The sequence below is a fragment of the Pseudorhizobium endolithicum genome (assembly GCF_902153245.2).
In the GTDB taxonomy this organism is placed as follows: Bacteria; Pseudomonadota; Alphaproteobacteria; order Rhizobiales; family Rhizobiaceae; genus Neorhizobium; species Neorhizobium endolithicum.
On sequence record NZ_CABFWF030000008.1, the window covers coordinates 1 to 14,269 of the forward strand.

General features: G+C 64.2%; 15 protein-coding genes, 1 tRNA gene and 1 pseudogene. 11 read left to right on the forward strand and 6 right to left on the reverse strand.

What is annotated here, in order from left to right; translation table 11 throughout:
- Positions 1-354 (forward strand): annotated as a pseudogene (locus RTCK_RS04650) (IS481 family transposase); the annotation flags it as partial.
- Positions 355-397: 43 nt separating this feature from the next.
- Here RTCK_RS04650 and RTCK_RS04655 read toward each other — a convergent pair.
- Positions 398-487 (reverse strand) — tRNA-Ser (locus tag RTCK_RS04655).
- A gap of 214 nt (positions 488-701) precedes the next feature.
- Here RTCK_RS04655 and RTCK_RS04660 point away from each other — a divergent pair.
- The 10 genes from RTCK_RS04660 (at position 702) to deoA (ending at position 10,033) form a co-directional block, all read left to right on the forward strand.
- Positions 702-1,019, forward strand: a complete 318-nt coding sequence (locus tag RTCK_RS04660; protein ID WP_142592111.1) for a hypothetical protein — start codon at positions 702-704, stop codon at positions 1,017-1,019.
- A 55-nt stretch (positions 1,020-1,074) separates the two neighbouring features.
- The gene (gene msrA, locus RTCK_RS04665) at positions 1,075-1,728 is read left to right on the forward strand and encodes a peptide-methionine (S)-S-oxide reductase MsrA (protein WP_142591937.1); all 654 of its coding nucleotides are present in this window, start codon (positions 1,075-1,077) and stop codon (positions 1,726-1,728) included.
- A 243-nt stretch (positions 1,729-1,971) separates the two neighbouring features.
- A complete protein-coding gene (locus RTCK_RS04670) occupies positions 1,972-2,964 on the forward strand; it encodes a BMP family lipoprotein (protein ID WP_142522117.1) in 993 nt (330 codons plus the stop codon).
- Between the two features lie 31 nt (positions 2,965-2,995).
- Complete coding sequence (locus RTCK_RS04675) at positions 2,996-4,558, forward strand: ABC transporter ATP-binding protein (protein WP_142591938.1); 1,563 nt, start codon at positions 2,996-2,998, stop codon at positions 4,556-4,558.
- A 7-nt stretch (positions 4,559-4,565) separates the two neighbouring features.
- Entirely contained in the window at positions 4,566-5,669 is a 1,104-nt protein-coding gene (locus tag RTCK_RS04680; RefSeq protein ID WP_142591939.1) for an ABC transporter permease, read from the forward strand.
- Positions 5,670-5,681: 12 nt separating this feature from the next.
- On the forward strand, positions 5,682-6,653 hold the full coding sequence (locus tag RTCK_RS04685; protein ID WP_142591940.1) for an ABC transporter permease: 972 nt from the start codon (positions 5,682-5,684) through the stop codon (positions 6,651-6,653).
- 3 nt (positions 6,654-6,656) lie between these two features.
- Positions 6,657-7,049 carry a cytidine deaminase gene (locus RTCK_RS04690; protein ID WP_142522123.1) on the forward strand — a complete coding sequence of 131 codons (393 nt, stop codon included), beginning with the start codon at positions 6,657-6,659 and terminating at the stop codon, positions 7,047-7,049.
- Positions 7,046-7,843 (forward strand): purine-nucleoside phosphorylase, encoded by a 798-nt coding sequence (locus tag RTCK_RS04695; RefSeq protein ID WP_142591941.1) that lies wholly within the window; start codon positions 7,046-7,048, stop codon positions 7,841-7,843. Before RTCK_RS04690 ends, RTCK_RS04695 begins: the two co-directional genes overlap by 4 nt.
- Before the next feature lie 107 nt (positions 7,844-7,950).
- Positions 7,951-8,721 carry a deoxyribose-phosphate aldolase gene (deoC, locus tag RTCK_RS04700; RefSeq protein ID WP_142591942.1) on the forward strand — a complete coding sequence of 257 codons (771 nt, stop codon included), beginning with the start codon at positions 7,951-7,953 and terminating at the stop codon, positions 8,719-8,721.
- The gene (deoA, locus tag RTCK_RS04705) at positions 8,717-10,033 is read left to right on the forward strand and encodes a thymidine phosphorylase (protein ID WP_142592112.1); all 1,317 of its coding nucleotides are present in this window, start codon (positions 8,717-8,719) and stop codon (positions 10,031-10,033) included. The genes deoC and deoA overlap by 5 nt, the downstream gene beginning before the upstream one ends.
- On the opposite strand, the gene RTCK_RS04710 is transcribed toward deoA, so the two are convergent.
- From RTCK_RS04710 to RTCK_RS04730, 5 genes are all read right to left on the reverse strand, one after another.
- Complete coding sequence (locus tag RTCK_RS04710) at positions 10,034-10,540, reverse strand: TIGR02281 family clan AA aspartic protease (protein ID WP_142591943.1); 507 nt, start codon at positions 10,538-10,540, stop codon at positions 10,034-10,036. It abuts the gene before it with no gap.
- Positions 10,541-10,660: 120 nt separating this feature from the next.
- Positions 10,661-11,290: a uracil phosphoribosyltransferase gene (upp, locus tag RTCK_RS04715; protein ID WP_142522133.1), complete on the reverse strand. Its 630-nt coding sequence runs from the start codon at positions 11,288-11,290 to the stop codon at positions 10,661-10,663.
- 81 nt (positions 11,291-11,371) lie between these two features.
- Positions 11,372-12,370: an adenosine deaminase gene (locus RTCK_RS04720; protein WP_142591944.1), complete on the reverse strand. Its 999-nt coding sequence runs from the start codon at positions 12,368-12,370 to the stop codon at positions 11,372-11,374.
- Positions 12,367-13,587, reverse strand: coding sequence for a phosphopentomutase (locus RTCK_RS04725; protein WP_142591945.1), 1,221 nt, complete (start codon positions 13,585-13,587; stop codon positions 12,367-12,369). The genes RTCK_RS04720 and RTCK_RS04725 overlap by 4 nt, the downstream gene beginning before the upstream one ends.
- A gap of 95 nt (positions 13,588-13,682) precedes the next feature.
- Complete coding sequence (locus RTCK_RS04730; RefSeq protein WP_142591946.1) at positions 13,683-14,267, reverse strand: TadE/TadG family type IV pilus assembly protein; 585 nt, start codon at positions 14,265-14,267, stop codon at positions 13,683-13,685.
- Positions 14,268-14,269: the final 2 nt, after the last annotated feature.

Below are 14,269 nucleotides of genomic sequence, written 5' to 3' on the forward strand. Positions count from 1 at the left end.
GACGCTTTCGTCAGCGAATTCAATGAAGAACGGCCGCATGAGGCGCTGTCTATGAAGGTACCGGCAGAGCTCTACACCACGTCGCCCAGACCCTATCAGGGCCTGCCGGACATCGACTATCCCTTCCACCATCGCGACGCCATCGTCACCAACTGCGGGCGGCTTTGCATCCATCGCAAGAAGATCAATATCTCGACGGTGCTGGCAGGACAGAGGCTCGGGCTCAAGGAAGTCGACGACGGTATTTGGCTCGTCAGCTTCATGCACTATGATCTCGGATATATCGACCTGGAGCAGAGAACATTGCAAACCATCGACAACCCGTTCGGCACGAGGTTGTCACCCATGTCTTAGGTACAGTCTGTTACCTATGTCTCCGGGTCGGACATCTAGAGGATGGCGGACAGAGAGGGATTCGAACCCTCGATACGGTTTCCCGTATACACGCGTTCCAGGCGTGCGCCTTCAACCACTCGGCCACCTGTCCTTGAAAGGGCTGCCTGCGCTTGAGGCAAAGCAGCGGTCGGGCGCGATATATACCGAGGATTCCGTTTGGATCAACCGGAATTTACAGGAAAATATCCCGAACCCGCAGGCCGTGGCCGCCTTGCGCCTGTTGCGCGAAGACGGCCGGAGCGCTAACGCTTGCGGCACGGCCTTTCACGCCGCCGCTTTCGTCAGCTCTCGAGGAATAGCCTTTGATCCGGAGCTTCTTCCGCCTTTCGAGCCTGCTGGCTCTGATTGCCGCGATCATGGCCGGCACGCTGGATTCCATCCAGTCGGTTTCTTCCTCTACGGTGGCGATCACCTCGCTCGGCAATCATTGGCAGAGTCTCGACGTGGTGAGCCTGGCTATGGCGGAGGCGGCCGTCGCTCACTATATTCATCCCGATGCGTGGCGATGGGTGATGGTACCCGTCCTGGCCCAGCCGGCCTTTGCCGTATTCCTGGCGCTGGCCCTTCTCTTCTGGATGATCGGCTACCGGCGCCCGAGATTTGCGGGGCGCTTCTCGGCCTAGGAAGGAAGCGGCCGCCCGATTCCCGGAACAGGCGCCGAGGCGCCAGGAGGCGAAAATGTTCGTGATCGACATGTTCAACAAGAAAACCGCGATGCCGACGGCGGAGAGCGCGTTGCCGGGCAGGAGCGAACCCATACCGACCGCGCAGACGCACTTCGTCAACGGGCGGTCGCTGCATGCGCCCTATCCGGAGGGGCTGGAGGTCGCCTATCTCGGAATGGGATGCTTCTGGGGTGCCGAGCGGCTGTTCTGGACCCTTCCGGGAGTCCATGTGACCGCCGTGGGCTATGCCGGCGGTTTCACGCCCAACCCGACCTATCATGAAACGACGACCGGCCTTACGGGCCACGCCGAGATCGTCAAGGTCGTGTTCGACCCGCAGGCCGTCTCCTATCGCCAGCTTCTGAAGACGTTCTTCGAAGAACACGACCCGACCCAGGGCATGCGCCAGGGCAACGACATCGGCACCACCTATCGCTCGGCCATCTACACCACGACGCCCCAGCAGGAGGCCGAGGCGAAGGAGGTTCTTTCCGCATTCCAGGCCTCTCTCGGCAAGGCCGGGCTGAAGACGCGCATCACGACCGAAATCGCGCCGATCGACGTCTTCTACTATGCCGAGGACTACCACCAGCAGTACCTCGCCAAGAACCCCGGGGGTTACTGCGGGCTGAAGGGCACCGGCGTCTCCTGCCCGGTCGGCAACTGACGATACCGGCCGCTTTACCTCCCGTTCTGCCGCGGATTTGACCGATCCGCGGCATTTTTTTGTGCAGGCTGCTTCGTCGGAGCCGGTTTTTTACCAACGGAAAAAAATCGGGTGAATTTTTCCCGGACCCATGCAAAGGTGCTTGCAGCCAGTCTACCGCGGGGAGGACTGGTGGCCGCAGACGCGCCTAAGGCCAGCATGCGGGAGGACCCAGCTTTCAACATTACAAAACAGGGCTGAACGATGAAGAAAACCCTTTTGACCCTCATGGCCGCGGCGGCAATGTCGGCGACCGCGCTGGCGGCCGAAATCAAGCCCGCACTGGTCTACGGCACCGGCGGCAAGTTCGACAAATCCTTCAACGAGGCGGCCTTCGGTGGCGCCGAACAGTTCAAGAAGGAGACGGGGGTCGAATACCGGGATTTCGAGCCCACCAGCGATACGCAGGGCGAGCAGGCCATCCGCAACTTCGCAAGCCGCGGCTTCAACCCGGTCGTCGCCGTCTCCTTCGCCTGGACCTCCGCGATGGAGAAGGTCGCCGCCGAGTTCCCGGATACCAAGTTCGTGATCGTCGATTCCGTCGTAGACCTGCCGAACGTCCGCTCGGTCGTCTATAAGGAGGAAGAGGGCTCCTACCTCGTCGGTCTTCTGGCGGGCATGGCGTCCCAGACCGGCAAGGTCGGCTTCGTCGGCGGCATGGATATCCCGCTGATCCGCAAGTTCGGCTGCGGCTATGTCCAGGGCGTCAAGGCGGCCAAGGCCGACGCGACGGTGTTCCAGAACATGGTCGGCACCACCGGTGCTGCCTGGAACGATCCGGTGCGCGCCGGCGAGCTTACCAAGAACCAGATCGACCAGGGCGCGGACGTCGTCTACGCGGCAGCCGGCGCCAGCGGCCTCGGCGTGCTGCAGACGGCGGCCGACAACGGCAAGCTTGGCATCGGCGTCGATTCCAACCAGAACCACCTGCATCCGGGCAAGGTGCTGACCTCCATGGTCAAGCGGGTCGACCTTGCGGTCTACAACGCCTTCAAGGACACGCAGGAGGACAAGTTCTCGGCGGGCGTCCTGTCGCTCGGCGTCAAGGAAGACGGCGTCACCTATGCCGTCGACGAGAACAACAAGGCCCTGATCACGCCGGAGATGTCCGAAGCCGTCGAGAAGGCCAAGGCCGATATCATCGCCGGCACCGTCAAGGTGCACGATTACATGTCGGACAATTCCTGCCCGAACTGACGAGCAGCAGGGCGCGTGGGCCCCGAGGCCCATGCGCCCTCTTCATATCCGGAATCTGAAAGGCGGACCCTTGAGCCTGGACCCATCAGCAGTACCGGCGATCGAACTCGTGGGCATAGACAAGAAGTTCGGGCCGGTTCACGCGAACAGGAACATCAATCTCACCGTTGCCCAGGGCACGATCCACGGAATCATCGGGGAGAACGGTGCCGGCAAGTCGACCCTGATGTCGATCCTCTACGGCTTCTACCAGGCCGACCAAGGCGAGATCCGGATCTCCGGCAAGCCGATCGTCATCCGTGACAGCCAAGCCGCGATCGCCGCCGGCATCGGCATGGTCCACCAACATTTCATGCTGGTCGAAAACTTCACCGTCCTCGAAAACGTCATGCTGGGTGTGGAGGGTGGTCCCTTCCTCGGGCGCTCGGCAGAGAAGGCGAGGGCCGAGCTGGAGCGGCTGGAGAAGGAATACGGGCTGGAGGTCGATCCCGACGCGATCATAGAAGAGCTCCCCGTCGGCGCGCAGCAGCGGGTCGAGATCCTGAAGGCGCTCTATCGCGGCGCCGATATCCTGATCCTCGACGAGCCCACCGGCGCGCTCACCCCCGCGGAGGCCGATCACCTGTTCAACGTGCTGCGCGTGCTGCGCGAACAGGGCAAGACAATCATCCTGATAACCCACAAGCTGCGCGAGATCATGGCGATCACGGATACCGTGTCGGTCATGCGGCGCGGCGAAATGGTAGCGACACGCAAGACGGCCGAGACGACGGTCGAGGAACTGGCCGAACTGATGGTGGGCCGGCACGTGCTGCTGCATGTCGAGAAGGATGAGGCAAAGCCGGGACCTGTCCTGCTTTCGGTGCGCAACCTGACGGTGAAGGACGCGCGCGGGGTGACGATGGTGGACAATGTCTCGTTCGACGTCCGCGCGGGCGAGATCGTCGGCATAGCCGGCGTCGCGGGCAACGGCCAGTCGGAACTGCTGGAAGCCGTAGCAGGCATCCGCAAGCCGGCCTCCGGCGAGATATTCATCGACGGCCAGCCCGCGCTGGGACTCGATGCCGCCCACCGCCGCGAGCTCGGCCTCGCGCACATTCCGGAAGACCGGCATCACATGGGCCTCGTGCTGAAGTTCGAGGAATACGAGAACTCCATCCTCGGCTACCACCGCGATCCCAGGTATGGGCGTGGCCCTTTCCTGGACCTCGACGCGATCCGCAAGGACGCCGAGGAAAAGATCGCCAAGTACGACATCCGCCCTCCGAACACCCGATTGAAGACGGCCAATTTTTCCGGCGGCAACCAGCAGAAGATCGTCGTGGCACGCGAGATCGAGCGCGACCCGAAGCTGCTGATCGTCGGCCAGCCGACCCGCGGGGTCGATGTCGGCGCGATCGAGTTCATCCACCGCCGCATCATCGAGACCCGCGACGCGGGCAAGGCCGTGCTGCTGGTCTCCGTGGAACTGGACGAGATCCGTTCGCTCTCCGACCGCATTCTCGTGATGTTCGCCGGCCGGATCGTGGGCGAGAAGACGGGCGATGCGGGTGAACAGACGCTCGGCCTGATGATGGCCGGCATCGCGGCGTGAGACCTCTATGACGACAGCATCCATGCCCCTACCCAACTGGATCAGCTATGGCCTCATCCCGCTGATCAACCTTCTGCTGGCCTTCTTCTTTTCCGGCCTTGTGATCTGGTGGATCGGCGAAAGCCCCTGGGCGGCCCTGAACTTCCTGATCCAGGGGTCGCTCGGCCGTGGTGACGCCATCGGCTTCACCCTCTTCTACACGACCAGCTTCATCTTCACCGGCCTTTCCGTCGCCGTCGCCTTCCATGCGGGCCTGTTCAACATCGGCTCGGAAGGCCAAGCCTATGTCGGAGGTCTCGGGGCGGCGCTCGCAGCGCTCGCGCTCGATCACTACGTGCCCTGGTACGTGACCATGCCCTTCGCCATCGCCGGCGCGGCGATCTTCGGCGCCGCCTGGGCCTTCATCCCGGCCTGGCTGCAGGCCAAGCGCGGCAGCCATATCGTCATCACCACCATCATGTTCAACTTCATCGGCGCCGCCCTGATGGTCTACCTGCTGGTCAACGTGCTGATCGTGCCGGGCAAGATGGCGCCTGAAACGCGGACCTTCCTGGAAGGCGGGCAGTTGCCGAAGCTCGACTGGCTGATGGCGCTGTTCGGCCTGAAGCTCGGGCCGGCGCCGTTCAACGTCTCCTTCCTGATCGCGCTGGCGATGTGCTACCTGGTCTGGCTGCTGATCTGGCGCACCAAGCTCGGCTACGAGATGCGCACGCTCGGCATCAGCCCCTCGGCGGCCATCTATGCCGGCGTGCCCTATGTGCGTACGGTCATCGTCGCTATGCTGATTTCCGGCGCGCTCGCCGGCATGATGGCGCTGAACGCCGTGAACGGCGCTGCCGCCCGCCTGCAGGTGGAGTTCGTCGCCGGCGCAGGCTTCGTCGGCATAGCGGTGTCGCTGATGGGGCGCAGCCATCCCGTCGGCATCATTCTGGCGGCATTGCTGTTCGGCATCCTCTATCAGGGAGGCGCCGACCTCTCGTTCGAGATGCCGACCATCACGCGCGACATGATCGTCGTCATCCAGGGTCTGGTGATCCTGTTCGCCGGTGCTCTCGAATACATGCTGCGCCCGGCGATCGTGCGCATCTACCAGCAATTCGCGAAAGCCTGAGGAGGCAACGGGATGGAGTTCTTCGATATCTTCGTCAGCATCCTCGGGTCGGCCGTCCGGCTGTCTATCCCGCTGCTCTTCACGGCGCTTGCAGGCCTGTTCTCCGAACGTGCCGGCGTCTTCGACATCGGCCTGGAAGGCAAGATGCTCGCAGCGGCCTTCGCCTCGGCCTGTGCCGCCTATGTCACCGGCTCGGCATGGCTAGGCCTCCTGGCGGGGATCGGCGTCTCGATCGTCTTCTCGCTGGTGCACGGCTTCGCCTCGATCACCAACCGCGGCAACCAGATCGTCTCGGGCGTGGCGCTGAACTTCGTCGCCATGGGGCTGACGGTCGTTCTCGGCCAGGCCTGGTTCGGCCAGGGCGGCCGCACGCCGCAGGTGCCCGGAGAGGGGCGCTTCGCCCCCATCATCCTGCCGGGCGCCGATGCCATGCGGGACGTGCCGGTGATCGGGCCTCTCTACGCCAACGTCATCTCCGGCAACAACATCCTGACCTATATCGGCTTCCTGATGGTTCCGGTGGCATGGTGGGTGCTGTTCCGCACCCGCTTCGGTCTCAGGCTGCGCGCGGTCGGAGAAAACCCGGGCGCCGTCGATACGGCCGGCATCTCCGTTTCCTGGATGCGCTACCGGGCGGTCATCGTCGCCGGCTTCCTGTGCGGTTTTTCCGGCACCTATCTCGCCATTGCCCAGTCGGCCGCCTTCATCAACAACATGTCCGCCGGCAAAGGGTATATCGCGCTCGCGGCGCTGATCTTCGCCAAGTGGAAGCCCGTGCCGGTGATGTTCGCCTGCCTGCTGTTCGGCTTCCTCGACGCGGTGGCGAACTTCATGCAGGGCAAGTCCGTGCCGGGCATAGGAGAAGTGCCGGTGCAGATATTCCAGGCGCTGCCCTACATCCTCACCTGCGTGCTGCTGGCTGGCTTCATCGGTGTGGCGCACGCGCCGAAGGCTGGCGGCGTTCCCTATGTGAAGGAGCGATAAGTCATGTCGCAGGATCTGTTCGAAGCCGCCCGGGACGCCATGGCCAAGGCCTATGCCCCCTATTCCAAGTTTCCGGTCGGGGCGGCCATCCGTGCCGATGACGGGAAGGTCTATGCCGGCGCCAACATCGAAAACCTCTCCTTCCCGCAAGGGTGGTGCGCCGAGCCGACCGCGATCGGCGCCATGATCATGGGCGGCGGCCGGCGGATCGAGGAGATCGCCGTCATCGCGGAGAAGCTGCCGCTCTGCACGCCCTGCGGCGGCTGCCGGCAGAAGATCTCGGAGTTCGCGTCCGCGCAAACCCGTATCTATCTCTGCGACGACCAAGGCGTCCAGAAGACCGTGACCATGGCGGAACTGCTGCCCTACGCGTTCGAAACGGACGTGATCGGATGAGGGACGTCGCCGATCTGATCATCGACCGGTTGAACGGGCTGATGCCGCGATGTGCGGTGGTCCTGGGTTCGGGCCTCGGGTCTCTCGTTGAAAACGTCACGGAACCCGTTCGGATATCCTATCGCGACCTTCCCGGCTTCCCGGTCAGCGGCGTCACGGGCCATGCAGGGGAACTGGTCGCGGGCCATCTGGGCCGCGAGCCGGTCATCATGCTCTCCGGGCGCGCCCATTACTACGAGAAGGGCGATGCGAAGGCGATGCGCTTCCCCCTGGAGGTCCTGAAAGGCCTCGGGGTCCAGTCGCTGATCCTCACCAACTCCGCCGGCTCAGTCCGGCCGGACATGCCGCCCGGATCGGTCATGCAGATCACCGATCACATCAACTATTCCGGCATGAACCCGCTGATCGGCGAGGAAGGCGATACTCGCTTCGTCGGCATGACCAGTGCCTATGATGCGGAACTGGCCACGGCCATGCGCAATGCGGCGATCCGCTGTGGCATTCCGCTGTTCACCGGCGTCTATATGTGGTTCTCGGGGCCTAGCTTCGAGACACCGGCCGAGATCCGCATGGCGCGGATGCTGGGGGCGGACGCGGTCGGCATGTCCACCGTGCCGGAGGTCATCATGGCGCGTTATTTCGGCCTGCGGGTGACCGCGGCATCCGTCATCACCAATTTCGGGGCAGGCATGACGGGCAGCGAACTGAGCCACGAGGAAACGAAGGACATGGCACCGATCGGCGGGCGGCGGCTTGCCGCCATCCTGCAGGACATGCTGTCGGAAAAGACCTGACGATCCTTTTCCCGCCGCGGCGGCTGGGCGCGACGGTTGCGAACATCTGCGGGTTGCATCCGGCCATTCGAGGAACGATGATAGACGCCAACGAGGAGGTATCATCCATGGAGATCAACACTCCGCGGGAGGCCGCAAGCTTCGCCCTGTCGCTGCTCGACCTCACCAACCTGCGCGATGATTGCGATGCGGCGGCGATCGAGACCTTGTGCCGGCGCGCGCAGACGCCCTATGGTTCCGCGGCGGCCATCTGTATCTGGCCGCGCTTCGTGGCACAGGCCCGCAGCTTTCTCGCCCCAGGGCATCCGGTCCGCATCGCCACCGTAGTCAACTTCCCCTCGGGCGATCTTTCCGTGCCGGCCGTGGTGGAGGAAACCGAAGGCGCAATCCGTGATGGCGCCGATGAGATCGATCTCGTCATACCCTACAGGCGCTTCCTTGCGGGCGACGAGCCTGCCGTGACGGAGATGGTTGCGGCCGTGCGGGCGGCGTGCCCGGGGGCCTGCCTGAAGGTGATCCTGGAAACCGGAGAACTGAAGGACAGCGCCCATATCCGCCGCGCCGCCGAATTGGCGATCGGGGCCGGGGCCGATTTCATCAAGACCTCGACGGGCAAGGTCGCCGTGAACGCCTCCCTGGAAGCCGCCGACGTCATGCTTCGCGCCATTCGCGATTCCAGGAAGCGGATAGGTTTCAAGCCGGCCGGGGGGATATCGACGGTCGCCGATGCAGACCTCTACCTGAGGCTCGCGGAGACGATCATGGGACCGAACTGGATCATGCCCTCCACCTTCCGCTTCGGTGCCTCCGGCCTCCTCGACGATATCCTGGGCGTCCTGGGCGGCGCGCCGCAACGAACCGCGGCCACAGGGTATTGACGTGATCCCCCAGGAGATCATCCGCCGCAAGCGTGACGGCGGCGAAATTTCGGCCGACGAGATCGCTGCCTTCATTGCCGGCCTCACTCGGGAGGAAATCACCGAGGGCCAGGCGGCCGCCTTCGCCATGGCCGTCTTCTTCCGCGGCATGACCCGCAACGAGACGGTTGCGCTGACGCTCGCCATGCGGGATTCCGGCGACGTCATGCGCTGGCCGGGCATCGATCGGCCGGTGGCCGACAAGCATTCGACGGGCGGCGTGGGAGACAATGTCTCCCTGATGCTCGCCCCAATCGTGGCCGCCTGCGGACTGGCAGTGCCGATGATCTCCGGCCGGGGGCTCGGCCATACGGGCGGCACGCTCGACAAGCTGCAGTCCATCCCCGGCTACAACGTCATGCCCGATCCCGACCTGCTTCGCCGGGTCGTTTCGGAGGTCGGTTGCGCGATCATCGGCCAGACAGGTGATCTTGCGCCCGCGGACCGCCGCCTCTACGCCATCCGCGACGTGACAGCGACAGTGGAATCCGTGCCGCTGATCACGGCCTCGATCCTCTCCAAGAAACTGGCCGCCGGACTGCAGACGCTGGTCCTGGACGTCAAGGTCGGCAACGGCGCCTTCATGGCTGGCTGCGAGGAAGCCCAAACCCTCGCCCGCTCGCTGGTAGAGGTGGCGAACGGCGCCGGCACGCGCACGACGGCCCTGCTGACGGACATGAACCAGCCGCTCGCGGATGCCGCGGGCAATGCCCTGGAGGTGCGCAATGCCGTTGACTTCCTGTCCGGCAGGAAGGGCGGCACCCGACTTCACGATGTGGTCGTCGCACTGGCGGTCGAGATGCTGTTGCAGGCCGGCCTCGCAGCGAACCAGGACGATGCGCGCGTCGCAGCGCTGGAGGCACTGGATAGCGGCAAGGCCCTGGAGGTCTTCGCCCGCATGGTTCACGCGCTGGGCGGCCCGACGGATTTCGTCGAGAAGTGCGACGCATATCTGCCGAAGGCAGCAGTTGTGGTTCCGGTCCCGGCAGCCGAAGGCGGCTGGCTGGCTGCTTCCGCCACGCGCGAACTCGGTCTCGCCGTGGTGGAATTAGGTGGTGGGCGAAAGCGCCCGCAGGACACCATCGACCATGCTGTCGGCCTCGCCGGCATCCAGCCGCTCGGCACGCGGGTGACAAAGGGGGAGCCGCTCGCCTTCGTCCATGCCGTGGATCAGGCGCAGGGCGAGAAGATTGCAGCGTCGGTCGCCCGCTGCTTCGTCATCGCCGCCGAACCGCCGGAAGACATGCCGGTCATCGTCGAGCGGATAAGCTGACTACTGCGTCAGCTTCATCACGCCGTCATCCACCCTGAAGGACGACAGCTTGCTGAGAAAACTCATGCCCACAAGCGTCGAGGCGAGCGCCGCGTCGCGCAGCACGAAGGCGTCCACCTGGCGTACCCTCACGCCCTGAAGCTCGATCCGATCCAGCACGACATGGGCGGCTTCGGTCCGGCCATTAGCGGTGCTGACCTGATGCTTGAACTCCAGTCGATTACCGGAATAGCCGAGCCGGCGCGCCGTGCTCTCGTTGAGCGCGACCAGCGAGGCGCCGGTATCGACCATGCCTTCGACCGGCTTGCCATTGATCCGGAAGACCGCGCTGTAGTGGCCGCCGCCGTTGACGGCAAGGGCGGCAGTCCTCGGCGAGGTCGTGGCTGCCGAGACCTGCTGTACCGGTTCATCGGAAGGAGCCGGTATTTCGGTCAGTCCCAGGAGCGCCGGCACCTGCGATGCCAGCACCGCCACGAGCGCGAACAGGAAAAGGCTGCGTCCGAACATGCCGGCTCCGCTTGATCGAGAAAACCTGCCCGCATCCTAGCGGTGACTCATGAAGAAGGCCCTGCGCCGGCGAGCACAGGGCCTGAAACTTCCGATGTCGTAAAGATGAGGTAAAGGCTTCTACTTCGTGCCGTACATGCGGTCGCCGGCATCGCCGAGGCCGGGCACGATATAGCCCTGCTCGTTCAGGTGGCTGTCGATCGATGCCGTATAGACGCGGACGTCCGGATGGTGCTCGCGGAAACTCTTGATGCCTTCGGGAGCGGCCAGCAGGCAGAGGAAACGGATGTTGTGAGCTCCGCGCTCCTTGAGCTTGTCGATCGCCGCAATCGCGGAATTGCCTGTCGCGAGCATCGGGTCCACGACGATGATAAGGCGTTCGGCTATGTCGTCGGGGGCCTTGAAGAAGTATTCCACCGCCTGCAGCGTATCGTGGTCGCGATAGACTCCGATATGCGAGACACGCGCCGAAGGCACCAGTTCGAGCATGCCTTCCAGCAATCCGTTGCCAGCCCGCAGGATGGAGGCAAAGACCAGTTTCTTGCCTTCCAGCACCGGGCTTTCCATCGGCTGCAGCGGCGTCTCTATGGTCTCCATCGTCATCTCGAGGTCGCGTGTCACCTCGTAGCAAAGCAAGGTGGAAATCTCGCGCAGCAGGCGCCGGAAGCCAGCCGTGGAGGTCTCCTTCTTGCGCATGATCGTCAGCTTATGCTGCACCAACGGATGATCGATGACCGTGACGCCGTCCATCAGAAACCTGCCTTCCCCTATTCTGTGTGCTTCTTCACTTGTTGGTTGGAATGGCGGGAAAAGGCAACCCTTCCGCCCGCCTTATCCCAAGCTCGCGGGCCGGAAGCCTTCGTCCAGCCTCGCCAGAAGTCGCCCGCGCGGTTCCTCGTCCACGAAGGCGGCCTCCAGCGCGGTCCGCGTCATACCGTCGATTTCCTGCTCGGAAAGGCCCATCGTCTCCAATGCGATTTGATATTCGCGGGCGAGAGACGTGTGGAAGAAGGGCGGATCGTCGGAATTCAGGCAGACCCTGACGCCGGCCTGCTTCAGCCGCCGCAGGGGGTGGCTGCCGAAATCGGGGTAGACGCCGAGGGCGATGTTGGAACCGGGGCAAACTTCGAGGACGGTGCCGAGATCGCGCAGCCGGGCGACGAGCTCCGGATCCTCTACCGCGCGGACACCGTGGCCGATACGCGCAGGCCGCACGAGATCGAGCGCATCGGCGACACTGAAAGGGCCGCAGACCTCGCCTGCGTGGATCGTCAGGCCCAGGCCCGCCTCGCGGGCGATATCGAAGGCAGGGGCATAATCCGACACGCGCCCCATGCGCTCCTCACCCGCCATGTTGAAGCCGGTCACCAGCGGGTTCTTGCCGCGGGCAGCATATTTTGCGGCTGCGATGACGCTTTCCGGGCCGAAGTGCCGTTCCCCGGTGACGATGATCCGCGCTTCGATGCCGGTCTTTTCGCGCGCCCGCCGAATGCCTTCGGAAATGCCGGCAATGTAGGCATCCGCGCCGAGCCCGATCCGGTCGCCGTGGTCCGGTGAAACGATGATCTCACTATAGATGGTGTTCTCGCCGGCAAGCTCGGTGAGGTAGCTTTCGGTCAGCAGCGCATAATCCTCATCGGTGCGGAAGAGCGATGCGACGCGATCGTAGCAGACGAGGAATTCCGAGAAATCGGACCAGACATAGGCTCCCTCGCGCAGGATGTCCGAGGTATCCACCCCGTACTTCTCCGCCTGCCGGGCCGCCAGCGCCGGCGGGGCCGCCCCTTCGATATGGCAGTGGATCTCGGCCTTCAGAAGATGCCGCGTCAAAGGAAACTCCATCCGTGCGATCCGGCGGGAATGCCCAGATGGGCCGCCAGCGACTCGCCTATGTCGGAATAGGTGGGCCTGATCCCGATGTCGCGGGAGCGGATGCCGGGACCGAAGGCCATAACCGGTATGCGCTCGCGCGTATGGTCGGTCCCGCGCCAGGTCGGATCGCAGCCGTGGTCGGCCGTCAGGATCACGAGGTCTCCCGGCCGCAGCCGTCGATGGATTTCCGGCAGGCCAAGGTCGAAGGCCTCCAGCGCCGCGGCATAACCCGGCACATCCCGCCGGTGCCCGTACAACTGGTCGAAATCGACGAAATTGGTGAAGACGAGGTCACCGTCACCGGCTGCGTCCATCGCCTCCAGCGTCGCCGCCATCAGCGCCGCATTGCCGTTCGCCTTCACCACCCGCGAAACGCCCTGGTGGGCGAAGATGTCGCCGATCTTGCCGATGGCGTGCACCGTGCGGCCTGCCTCGACCAGCCGATCCAGCAGCGTCGGCTCGGGCGGGGGGACGGAAAAGTCGCGGCGATTGCCCGTCCGCTCGAAGGTTTCAGAGGTCTCGCCGATGAAGGGACGCGCGATCACCCGACCAATGTTGAGCGGATCCACCAGGCGCCGGACGGTCTGGCTGAGTTCGATCAGCCGCTCGAGCCCGAAATGGATCTCGTGGGCGGCAATCTGCAGCACGGAATCGCTGGATGTGTAGCAGATGGGCTGGCCGGTACGGATGTGCTCCTCGCCCAGGCGGGCGATGATCTCGGTGCCGGAGGCATGGCAGTTGCCGAGGATGCCAGGCACATCGCCGTCCCGGCATATCGCCTCCACCAGATCCGGCGGAAAGGCGTCGCCCTTGGACGGGAAGTAGCCCCAGTCGAACATGACCGGCGTGCCGGCGATCTCCCAATGGCCGGAAGGCGTGTCCTTGCCGCGGGAGACTTCCTCGGCCGCCCCGTGCAGCCCGAAGATCCGTTCCGGCCGCGGCATGGCGGCAGGATAATCGCCGCTAGCGAGATGGGCGATTTCCAGAAGCCCGAGGGAGGCCATGTTGGGAAGCTTCAGCGGGCCGGAGCGCAAACCCGCCCGATCGGCCGCGCCCGCCGCGCAGAATTCTGCGATATGGCCGAGCGTGTTGGAGCCGAGGTCGCCATAGGCCTCAGCGTCACGGGCACCGCCGACGCCGAAGGAGTCCAGAACAAAGAGGAAGGCGCGCGCCATCTGTCACCCGGAAAGAGAAATCGCCCGGTCAAGGGCGAACGCAATCCGGTTACATATAGTTTAGCACCTGCTTTGGCAAAGGGCGTGATGACCGCTCAGCAGTCGCCGCACTTGATCGCCGAACCCGTCCGGGCCCGATAATAATAGTCGCGGCGAATGGTGATGTCCCGCACCTGGCTGGGAAGCAATCCGGGCATGAACATCAGCAACTGATGCGGCACCGAAAGCTCCGCATGCACCACGAAGGAGCCCGGAACCTTCATCTGGGCGGGGATATCGACCGTGTTGCCTGCGGTGTAGGGCTTGTTGCCCGCGTCGTCCCAGGACCAGGCCACCTTGGAATTGGCCGCATCGACCGCAATTCCCGTTATCTTGAGGTCGAAATCGGCCCCGCCATAGGGAACGAAGATGCTTTCCGCCACGTCGACCATGGTGCCGAGAAAGCTCTTGGTGACGCTCTCCTGCTGGGTCACCAGGTCGGCGATGGTGCCCGAGGCCCGCGCCACCCGTTTTGAGACGCTGAGGCCGATGGTCAGCTCGAAGACGGTGATGTAGATCATCAGGAGCAGCGGCGCGATCAGCGCGAATTCCACGGCACCGACACCCGCACGGTCGTGCCAGAGACCGCGAAGGCCCCGCCGTGATCCCCCCACCGCCGAATTCGGGCGCCGCCATCCCATCG